General features: G+C 66.9%; 9 protein-coding genes and 2 pseudogenes. 4 read left to right on the forward strand and 7 right to left on the reverse strand.

Annotated features, from left to right (window positions below):
* Positions 1-242 (forward strand): annotated as a pseudogene (locus tag A3ES_RS50620) (IS256 family transposase); the annotation flags it as partial.
* An 81-nt stretch (positions 243-323) separates the two neighbouring features.
* Here the strand turns inward: A3ES_RS50620 and A3ES_RS52060 are convergent.
* From A3ES_RS52060 to A3ES_RS0144710, 4 genes are all read right to left on the reverse strand, one after another.
* Positions 324-785, reverse strand: a complete 462-nt coding sequence (locus A3ES_RS52060; RefSeq protein WP_020393350.1) for a hypothetical protein — start codon at positions 783-785, stop codon at positions 324-326.
* Complete coding sequence (locus A3ES_RS0144700; RefSeq protein ID WP_020393351.1) at positions 782-1,339, reverse strand: hypothetical protein; 558 nt, start codon at positions 1,337-1,339, stop codon at positions 782-784. The genes A3ES_RS52060 and A3ES_RS0144700 overlap by 4 nt, the downstream gene beginning before the upstream one ends.
* Positions 1,340-1,437: 98 nt before the next feature.
* Positions 1,438-1,974, reverse strand: a complete 537-nt coding sequence (locus tag A3ES_RS0144705) for a dihydrofolate reductase family protein (protein WP_020393352.1) — start codon at positions 1,972-1,974, stop codon at positions 1,438-1,440.
* Positions 1,975-2,013: 39 nt separating this feature from the next.
* Positions 2,014-2,589, reverse strand: a complete 576-nt coding sequence (locus A3ES_RS0144710; protein WP_040457208.1) for an NADPH-dependent FMN reductase — start codon at positions 2,587-2,589, stop codon at positions 2,014-2,016.
* A gap of 115 nt (positions 2,590-2,704) precedes the next feature.
* Between A3ES_RS0144710 and A3ES_RS0144715 the strand changes: the two genes are divergently transcribed.
* Positions 2,705-5,776, forward strand: coding sequence for an AfsR/SARP family transcriptional regulator (locus tag A3ES_RS0144715; protein WP_020393354.1), 3,072 nt, complete (start codon positions 2,705-2,707; stop codon positions 5,774-5,776).
* On the opposite strand, the gene A3ES_RS0144720 is transcribed toward A3ES_RS0144715, so the two are convergent.
* Positions 5,773-6,204, reverse strand: coding sequence for a MarR family winged helix-turn-helix transcriptional regulator (locus A3ES_RS0144720; RefSeq protein WP_020393355.1), 432 nt, complete (start codon positions 6,202-6,204; stop codon positions 5,773-5,775). The genes A3ES_RS0144715 and A3ES_RS0144720 overlap by 4 nt on opposite strands.
* A 94-nt stretch (positions 6,205-6,298) precedes the next feature.
* On the opposite strand from A3ES_RS0144720, the gene A3ES_RS0144725 reads away from it, so the two are divergent.
* Positions 6,299-7,909, forward strand: coding sequence for an LLM class flavin-dependent oxidoreductase (locus A3ES_RS0144725; protein WP_020393356.1), 1,611 nt, complete (start codon positions 6,299-6,301; stop codon positions 7,907-7,909).
* Positions 7,910-8,002: 93 nt separating this feature from the next.
* Here A3ES_RS0144725 and A3ES_RS0144730 read toward each other — a convergent pair whose 3' ends face one another.
* Both A3ES_RS0144730 and A3ES_RS53320 read right to left on the reverse strand, forming a co-directional pair.
* Positions 8,003-8,629 carry a DUF6308 family protein gene (locus A3ES_RS0144730; RefSeq protein WP_020393357.1) on the reverse strand — a complete coding sequence of 209 codons (627 nt, stop codon included), beginning with the start codon at positions 8,627-8,629 and terminating at the stop codon, positions 8,003-8,005.
* A 266-nt stretch (positions 8,630-8,895) separates the two neighbouring features.
* The gene (locus A3ES_RS53320; RefSeq protein WP_083934116.1) at positions 8,896-9,423 is read right to left on the reverse strand and encodes a LysE family transporter; all 528 of its coding nucleotides are present in this window, start codon (positions 9,421-9,423) and stop codon (positions 8,896-8,898) included.
* A gap of 97 nt (positions 9,424-9,520) precedes the next feature.
* On the opposite strand from A3ES_RS53320, the pseudogene A3ES_RS54830 reads away from it, so the two are divergent.
* Positions 9,521-9,727, forward strand: a pseudogene (locus A3ES_RS54830) (IS5/IS1182 family transposase); the annotation flags it as partial.

Raw genomic sequence — 9,727 nt, forward strand, 5'->3', positions numbered from 1 at the left:
TGACCACCTCCAACCCCGTGGAGTCGATGATCTCGATCGCCCGAACCACCAACCGCAACGTGTCCCGCTGGCGCGACGGGCACATGGTGCTGCGCTGGACCGCGGCCGGCATGCTCAACGCCGAACGATCCTTCCGCCGCATCAAGGGCTACAAACACATGCCACAGCTCGTCGCCGCCCTCCACCGACACACCCACCCCGACACCACCGACCACACAGAAACTGTCGGTGCCGTCGCCTAGAGTTCACCGTGGATCGTCACCCAAGTTCCACACAACTCGGGACATGCTCCTGGGACGCCCCGGGCGGCGTAAAGGTTGGCCTCAGATGGTCAGCAGGCGCTCGAAGAAGGCGCGGTACCGCTGCAGGGCGGAGCGGAGGTCCTCGGTGTCTGGTTCGCCGTCCGACCATTGGCCTTCCAGGTCGCGGTGCTGCTCGTCGAAGGTCGCCGAGAGCCGCTCCAGCACGTCGCTGACCAGCTTGTCGGCGTCAGTCACCGCTGTCCGCGGGTCGTCCACGAAGTTCTGCTGGATGACGTCCCAGCGCGCCTTGAAGTCCACTGCCTGGTCAGCAGCCACCAACCGCTCGTCCGACCCCACTGGGCCCGAGTCGGCCACTACCCCGTCGTCTGTGGTTGGCGTGCTGTCCGAGTCGGCATCTACCCGGTCGCTGGTGTCCAGCGTGGTGTCGGCGGGTGTCTGGTCGTCGCCGACCTGGTCGACGGAGTAGTCCGTGCGCTCGGCGTCCGCAGTACGGGCGTCTTCGTCGTGGTGCGGGGTGGTCATGACTGGTCCTTTGCGTCGGTGTGAGCGGGGGTGTCGAGCAGGACGGCCACCAGGCGGCGGTAGGCGGTGACTGCCTGGCGGAGGTCTTCCGTGTCCACCACGCCCTGGGTCTGGGCGACCGCGACGCTGTGTGCCTGGCGGTAGTTCTGCGCTACCTCGGGGTGATCCACCGAGATGTCGTCGGCCCTCTGGTCGAAGTCGTCGACCGGGTAGCCGGCCTCGCGCATCATCCGCAGTACCAGCCTGTCTGCCTGGGCTACTGCGTCACCTGGCGCGTCCACGAAGCTCTGCTGCAACCCACTCCACTCCGCGCGGTACTGCTCGGCTGACTCGCCGGTCAGCGGGTGTACTTCGAGCTTGGCGCGCCGCTGCTCGCGCTGCCGCAGATCGCGTAGCGCCTCCTTGCGGTCGCCCGACTGCTCGAGTGTGCGTTCGTACTCCGGTCCGAACCGCTCCTGCAGCTGCCCGGTCCGCCGTCGCTGGTACGCGTACAGCGCCGCCGCGGCGACGAGTACGACCAGGACGATCACGATGATGGTGATGACGGTTCCCATCTCAGTCCTTTCTGACTCAGTCGTCCCGGTACCCAGTCAGAAACGGCGGAATGCCCGGAACCCCGAGGGGCTGCGGGCATTCGCCGGTACTGCGGTCGTCAGGCCTTCGGGGCCAGCTTGTGGACGACGATGCCGGACTTGAAGGTGGTCGTGCCGAGCAGCTCGAGGTGGTTGATACCGAGCTCGGACTCCCCGAACAGCTGGTCGCCGTCGGCCAGTACCGGGAAGACCCAGAAGTGGTACTCGTCGACCAGTTTGTGCTCGAGCAGCGTCTTCGAGAATGACCCAGTGCCGAACTTGAGCAGGTCGCCACCGTCCTCCGCCTTCAGCTTCCGGACGGCCTCGACCACGTCGCCTTCGAGGAGCTTGGCGTTCCAGGTGGTGTCGGTCAGCGTGTGGGAGGCGACGTACTTCGGCATGTTGTTGAAGGTGTCGGCCATCTCGCCGTCGCGCTGGGACCATGCCTCGGCGAAGCCTTCGTAGGTGACCCGGCCGAGCAGCAGGGCGTCGGTGTTCTCCATCAGCTTCCCGGAGTAGCCGAAGTGGTCCTCGTCCCAGTACGGCCCGCTCCAGTCCTGCGGGTTGGAGATGCTGCCGTTGAGGGTGACGAAGGTGGATTCGATGATCTTGCGCATGGTCTTGCCTCTCTGGTGTGTTGTCAGGCTGCTGTGTTTTCAGGAAGGGTAGGGCTGTTTGGTGCGGGCGTCGCGGAGTGCTTGGGCCCACCAGACGAGCTGGTCGAGCGTGGTCTTGACGGAGGCGTCGTAGCCGGCGCCGGGGCGGGGCCAGCTGCCGTCCGCGGCGAACTGTTCCCAGTAGCAGGGCAGTGTGACGGTGTTGCGGATCGCTACCGCCTGCAGCTCAGTGAAGACCTGCCGTAGCTGCGCTGCGGCGTACAGGCCGCCTGTCTCGCGACCGTAGGCCACGATCGCGACTGGCTTGGCGTGCCACTCTTCGTAGTACCAGTCGAGTGCCGTCTTCAGTGGCGCCGGGAAGCTGCTGTTGTACTCCGGCGTGATCACTGCGAACGCATCCGCCGCAGCCAGCCTGGGAGCCAGTACTGCGACCTCTGCCGGCGTGGGGTCGTCCGTGTCGGGCAGTGTCTGGGGCAGGTTCGCAGTGGCCAGGTCGACGACGTCTATGTCGAAGTCGGCGCGCTTGGCAGCCTGCTGGGCGAACCAGCCGGCCACTGTCGGACCGAAGCGCCCGTGGCGGGTGCTGCCGATGATCACTGCGAGTCGTAACTTCATCCTGCTCACCTCCCGTCCTGGCTGTTGAGGAAGACTCTGCCGGAAGGCGTTTACGGTTTCTTTCCGGTCGGCCCAAAACCATCCGAAATGCTCTCGGAAAGCTAGAGTCTGGCCCATGCGTTTCGGGGTGCTCGGACCGGTGACGGCCTGGACGGACAGTGGCGAACCGGTCACTGTCCCGGGTCTGAAGGTGCGTGCGCTGCTCGCTGACCTGCTGGTGCACGAGGGACGCCCGGTACCGGCGGACCGGCTGATCGACGACCTCTGGGGCGAGGACCTCCCGGGCAACCCGGCCGGGACGCTCTCGGCGAAGGTGTCGCAGCTCCGCCGCGCGTTCGAGGACGCCGAGCCGGGCAGCCGCGCACTGGTCGTCTCCGGGCCGGCCGGGTACTCACTGAAGGTCGACAGCGGCTCGTACGACGCACTGGGCTTCACCGCGCACCTGGAGCACGGACGGCTCGAGGAGGCGCTGGCGCTGTGGCGCGGCCCGGCGTACGCGGACTTCGCTGACGAGGCGTTCGTGGAGACGGCCGTGGCACGGCTGAGCGAGCAGCGGCTCACCGCTACCGAGGACTACTTCGAGACCCGGCTGGCGCGCGGCGACCACAATGCGTTGATCGGGGACGTGGCAGACCTCCTGTCGGAGCACCCGCTGCGGGAGCGGCTCCGTTCCTCGCACATGACGGCGCTGTACCGCGCTGGCCGGCAGGGCGAGGCGCTGGAGAGCTACGAGCAGCTGCGGACGCTACTGGCTGATGAGCTCGGCCTGGACCCGACTCCGGAGCTCGCCGAGCTTCAGCAGTCGATCCTGACCCAGGAGCTGCCTCAGCAGCGGGGCCGCAACAACCTCCCGGCGGCGTTGACTGCCTTGGTCGGCCGTGACTCAGCGATTGCTGAGGTGCGGAGCCGTCTATCGGCCGATCGGCTCGTGACGCTCACTGGGCCCGGGGGAGTGGGCAAGACGCGACTGGCGCTTGCGGCGGCTGAAGGGCTCGTGGATCGCTTCCCGGATGGGGTGATCCTGGTTGAGCTGGCAGCAGTGGCTCCTGATGCTCTGGACGTCGCCGGGTCGCTGACGGACGCAGTACAGGCGGCTCTTGATCTGCGGGACTCGGCTGGCGCCGGGTCTGGTGGCCTGGTATCGGCTCTGTCGTCGCTGGAGCTGCTGTTGGTGCTGGACAACTGTGAGCACGTTGTGGAGGCCGCTGCGGCACTGGCCGATGAGTTGCTGGCTGCTGCGCCTGGGCTGCGAGTACTAGCGACCAGTAGAGAGCCGCTGGGGCTTACCGGCGAGGCTGTGTGGAGTGTGCCGCCGCTGGACGTGCCGCCGGTGGCCGCTGCGCTGCCTGACCTTCATGAGGCCTCCGCTGTGCAGCTGTTCGTGGCTCGGGCTACTGCGGCGGATCGTGGGTTCTTTCTGGACGAGGAGTCGGCGGCCGCGGTCTCGGTGCTCTGTCGGCGGCTTGACGGGATCCCGTTTGCTCTTGAGCTGGCTGCTACGCGAGTACGGGCGCTCGGAGTACAGGGGTTGGTTGCACGGCTGGATGACCGGTTTCGGCTGCTTGCGACCGGGCATCGAGGTGCTGCGCCTCGACAGCAGACGCTGATGGCGATGATCGACTGGAGCTGGGACCTGCTGTCACCGTCGGAGCAAGCGGTACTACGGCGACTCGCAGTACACACAGACGGCTGTACTGCGGATGCCGCCGAGCAGGTGTGTGGTGAGGATGGGGTCGACGTCCTCGACGTGTTGATGCGACTGGTCGACAGGTCGTTGGTTGTGTCGGTGCATGGAGTGGATGGGCCGCGGTACCGGCTCCTGGAGTCAGTGGCGGCGTACTGCGTTGAGAAGCTGCGTGTGGCCGGTGAGCTGGAGCTGGTCAGGCAGCGGCATCACCTGTACTACACAGAGTTCGCGGAGACGGCTCGGGGATATCTGACTGGGTCCTCTCAGCGCAGGTGGCTGCAGTTCCTTGATGATGAGGCCGGCAACCTGCGGACCGCCTTCGACGGTGCTGTGGCCGGCGGCGACCTTGAGATGGCTGAGCGGCTGGCGGATGCGCTTGCCTGGTACTGGTTCCTGCGGGGGCGGTTTGCTGAGGCCCGGCGATCGCTGGAGGCTCTGCCTGCGTCGGCTAAGGCGTCAGCGTGGCTTGCCGGGTTCCTCTACCTGCAGGGTGACGTCAGTGCGGCCGCAGTGCGCGAGCGGGTTGATCTGAGTGATCCAAGGGATGCCTGGTGGATCGCCTTTACTGCAAGCGATTCAGGTGACCTTGCAGCCTGCATGGAGCTGCTGGAGCGAGCTTTGGCAGCCTTCGAAGCCTCTGGGGACCAGTGGGGGATTGCGGCTGTGCTGACGGCTCGGGCGATGCACGCGCACGTCCGTGTCGACCTGAAGGCGTTGGAGACGGATGCAGCCGAGAGCGCTCGACTGTTCCGGCAGGTGGGTGATCGCTGGGGGTTGCTGCAGGCGACTAGTTGGCTTGGTGCTCTGGCCGAGCTGGTGGGCGACTTCGACGAGGCTGCGCGGCTTCACACCGAGAGCCTGCAGATGGCCGAATCGCTTGACCTCTGGCCGGAGGTCACGGGCGAGTTGGGGTGGCTCGGCTGGACTGCGTTGCGGCAGGAGGCGTACGCCCAGGCAAAGGCGTTTGGCGAGCGGGCGTTGCGGTTGGCGATCGAGCAAGGTCATCGGTCGGCTCAGGCGTTGGCGGAGCTCGTGCTTGGGTTTGCGGACCGGCGTACGGGGGAGTTGGAGTCTGCTGAGCAGCGGTTGCAGGGGATGGTCGACGCGGCGCGCAAGCAGGACGAGCCGGTGTTGTACTTGTCGATCGTGCTGGAGGAGCTCGGGTACACGCTGGAGCTGCAGGGTGAGCTGGAGCGCGCTCGGGAGCTGCATGCGGAGGCGTTTCGGATCTCGCGCGAGTACGAGTCGCGGCGGGGGATGTGCTGGGCTCTGGAGGGACTCGCGGCTTGTGTCGAGGACAAGGCGGTGGCTGCACGCTTGTTGGGAGCTGCGGCTGTTGTGCGGGTTGCCGAGGGCTTTGTGATTACCGCGCCCGAGCAGGCCGACATTGATCGGGCTGCGGCTGCTGCACGAGCTGTAGCGGGTAGGGACGCGTTCGAGACGCAGTACGCGGCAGGTGGTTTGCTCGGGCTAGAGGAGGCCTTCGCCGAGGTTCATTAGTCGGCAAACACGGCAGGCGCGTCGGCGACGACCCGGCCGAGGGTCTGGGTGAAGCGGTCGCGCTCGGTGGCGGGCAGCTCCTGCAGTAGGTGGTCGAGTCGCTCGGTGAGCTCGTCGTGGAACCGGTGCAGGGCTGCGGAACCGGCCGGCGTCAGGGCGACCTTCACCGCGCGACGGTCCTGCGGATCGTCCTCCCGTACGACGAGGCCGCGTTGCTGGGCGCGGTCGACCAGCCCGGTGAGGCTGGATCGCTCCAGGCAGAGCAGGCCGGACAGCTCGGCCATCCCGATCGACCGGTCGCTCAGCGAGCACAGCATCTGCGCCTGGGCGACGGTGAGATCGCAGGCGCGGCCGACTTCGGCGTACAGGTTCTGTACTAGGAACGTCAGCCGGACCAGCCCGCTGGCGGCTCCCAGGGTGTCCTTCACGGCGGCTCCCCGTTTGTGATTGTTCGCAGCACGAAGTAATTTGTTCGTCAGGTCAATATTACGTGGCACGAACTACTTAGGGTAGAGGTGGAGTATGGACTACGGGCACGAGTTGGTGTTCGGCACGTTCCTGACGCCGGCGGTGGAGAACGCCGAGCGGGTGATCGGGCTGGCGCAGCTGACCGAGCAGGTCGGGCTCGACCTGGTGACCGTGCAGGACCACCCGTACCAGCCGCGCCTGCTCGACGCGTGGACGCTGCTGTCCGTCATCGCCGCCCACACGCAGACCGTGTCGGTCTCCACCAACGTCGCCAACCTGCCGCTGCGCCACCCGATCGTGCTGGCGCGCAGTGTCGCCACGCTCGACCGGATCAGTGGCGGACGGGTTGAGCTGGGGCTGGGGGCCGGCGGCTTCTTGGAGGCTGTCGCTGCCAACGCGGGGCCGACGCTGACGGCGGGGGAGAGCATCGCTGCGCTGGAGGAGGCCATCGCGATCATCCGCGAGGTCTGGACTCCCGAGGGCGGTGGGATTCGCCTTGCCGGCAAGCACTACACGGTGGCGGGCGCCAAGCGCGGTCCTTCACCCGCGCATGATGTCGAGATCTGGCTGGGCGCCTACAAGCCGCGGATGCTGGCCCTGACCGGGCGGTTGGCTGACGGGTGGTTGCCGTCTAGCGGCTACGCGCCGCCGGAGGAGCTCCCTGCCCTCAACAAGATCATCGATGACGCCGCAGTGGAGGCCGGGCGCGATCCGTCGGCTGTGCGGCGCCTCTACAACCTCTCCGGGAACTTCAACGGGCGCGGTGGGTTCCTGCAAGGGCCGGAAGAGCAGTGGGTCGAGCAGTTGGTAGAGCTGACCCTCACTGAGGGCATGAGCACCTACATCCTGGGCTCCGACAACCCAGAAGACATCCACCGCTTCGCCGACATAGCCACCGCAGTCCGAGAGTCAGTAGCAGCCGCCCGCGCCACCGCCACCGCCACCGCCACCGTTCAGTCCACGCCAGCCATCGACTCCGTCTCAACGCCCGGGTCCTCCGCCAGCATCGCCCCCGAGTCTTCCGGCGCCACCGCGCCCTCCAGCGGCGCGGCCGCAGGGGGACGCGGGAACTTCAGCGTTGTGCCAACGCCGCCGCCGGCGACGAAGCGGAGTACCGAGCAGCTCTGGGATGAGTCGGCACGACCGACCGGACCGGCGCTCGACCCGTCGCGGGTCTACTCACCGCAGCAGCTGGCTTCGGGCGAGCACCTGATCCAGGTACACGATCACCTGCGAGCCGAGCTCGAGCAGATCCGCGACCTGGTGGAACAGGTAGCCGCCGGTTCCATGGACGTCGGCCAGGCCCGTTCACACATCAACACCATGACCATGCGCCAGAACAACTGGACCCTCGGCGTGTACTGCGAGTCCTACTGCCGCACCGTCACCGCCCACCACTCGCTCGAGGACAGCGCCCTCTTCCCGCGCCTCCGCCGTGCCGACCCAACTCTCACCCCAGTGGTCGACCGCCTCCAGGAGGAGCACCTGGTCATCCACGACGTCCTAGAAGGCGTCGACAAGGCCCTCGTAGCCCTGGTAGACGGCTCCGGCACCATCGACACCCTCAGAGCCGCTGTAGACCTGCTAGACGACGTGCTGCTCTCCCACCTCTCCTACGAGGAACGAGAGCTAGTAGAGCCCTTAGCCCGCCTCGGCGTTATGTAGAGCAGTGACTCCCGCCGGACGCCCACCCGCCGACGGCCAAGCAGTACGTCGTACCGGCGGCCCAGTACGCAGTACCGGCTCGGGAGAGCGCGGCTACTTCGCCTCGCCGAGGAGGGAGGCGAGGATGTCGAGCAGGCGCAGGGTGGGTGCCTCGGCCATTACGCGCGCGGCCGAGGTCGCGGGCTCGGCGATCAGCCGCACCTGGAGCAGCTTGAAGTCGCGGACGTTGGCCGGGTTGACCAGGTCGCGGTGCACGGCCGCCAGGAAGTCGGGGCCGGCTGACGCCTCGCTGTAGGTCATCCGGATGAAGCTGTCGCTGACGGGAAAGAGATACGGCCGCTTGAGGTGCAGCAGCTTGGCCTTCTTGGCGTGCCCGAAGCCGCGGTGACCACTGAACTTCTCGTCCAACGCGGTGGCCGCCTCGAACAGCGGCGTACCGGGCGCGGCATCCTCCAGCTTCGCGTCGACCGGGACCGCGGCGAACTCCTTGTCCGCGTCCACCTCGAGCAGCCAGGGGATGTCGGCCGCGCGCAGGTCAGCGCCGATCACCATCGTCCGGGCCAGGTCCTCGAGCGTGACCCGGTCCGGTTCGGATCCGCCGACGTTCGTCATCCCGGGAAGACCGTCGTAGTACTTGAGCACCGCGCCGTTCGTCTCGGCGTACAGCCGCAGCTGCGCGATTGCCTCGTCCACGACGATCTTCCGACTACCGATGTTCATGGCCACACCCTCACACTCTTCGTGGCAGACCCGCCAGCCGGATTGGGCGATCCGACTCCGAATCCGAGCTACATCCGGATGCGGTGAATCGTAGGGGACGCCCAGTCCCAACCCGGCACAGGGTGACATCCCCAGTTATCCACACCCTGTGACCACTCACCCCACAGCACCTTCCCACGCCATAAACTCTGTGTCACCAGCCCTCACCGGCAGGAGGCGAAAATCTCCCTTTCCTGTCACCGCCTCCTCCTGAAGTTCCTCTTCTGTCAGAGGGTGGTTAGGAGGAGGTGTAGGGCCAGGGCGGTGATTAGGAGGGTGGAGAGCAGGGCGGTTAGTAGGCGGGCGGTGGGGGTGGTTAGTAGGCGGCCTAGGAGGGCGCCGCCGGTTGCTAGGGCTAGTTGCCAGGAGGCTGAGGCGGCGAAGGCGGCTAGGACGAAGACGGACTGTTCTAGGCGGGTGGGGGTGGTGGCGTCCTGGCTGCCTAGGACTAGGGCGGTGAAGTAGATGACGGTGGTGGGGTTGAGCATCGTCATGCCCAGTAGGACGAGGTAAGCGGTGGTTGGGCTGGGGGGAGTGGTGGAGGTGGCCTTGGAGGCGCCACCGGCCAACTCACGGTCCGCCCGCGCAGCGTGAAGCCCTTTGGATGGGGTGCGGGTGAGGCGGTGTTGGGTGATGGCTGTGGTGGCGCCTCGGGTTGCGAGGGCGAGTAGGACTAGTACTGAGATCCACGTCAAGGGGACCGTGATCGGGTCGATGAGTGGGGCTAGGGCTGAGCCGCCGAGGGTGGCGATCAGGGCGTAGAGGCCGTCTGCGGTTGCTACGCCTAGGAGCCTGCTGAATAACCTGCGTGTTGGCCCGGTCGTGTGGTGACCGTGCTGGGACGATTGTGGGGTGCAGGGTTCAGCTGGGGTTGATCAGGAGTTGATGGACGCTCGGGCGTTGGTCGGGCATCTGGTGCCGGCCGGGAGCGTGTTCGGGTTCTTGGCTGAGCATCGTGGTGAGGTGTTCCCGGCCGGGTTGTTCGAGGATCTGTTCCCGAGCTCGACCGGGCGGCCGAGTCTGCCGGGTGAGGTCGCGGCGTCGGTGCTGGTGTTGCAG

Origin of the sequence: Kribbella catacumbae DSM 19601 (assembly GCF_000372465.1) — a bacterium.
Classification (GTDB): Bacteria; Actinomycetota; Actinomycetes; order Propionibacteriales; family Kribbellaceae; genus Kribbella; species Kribbella catacumbae.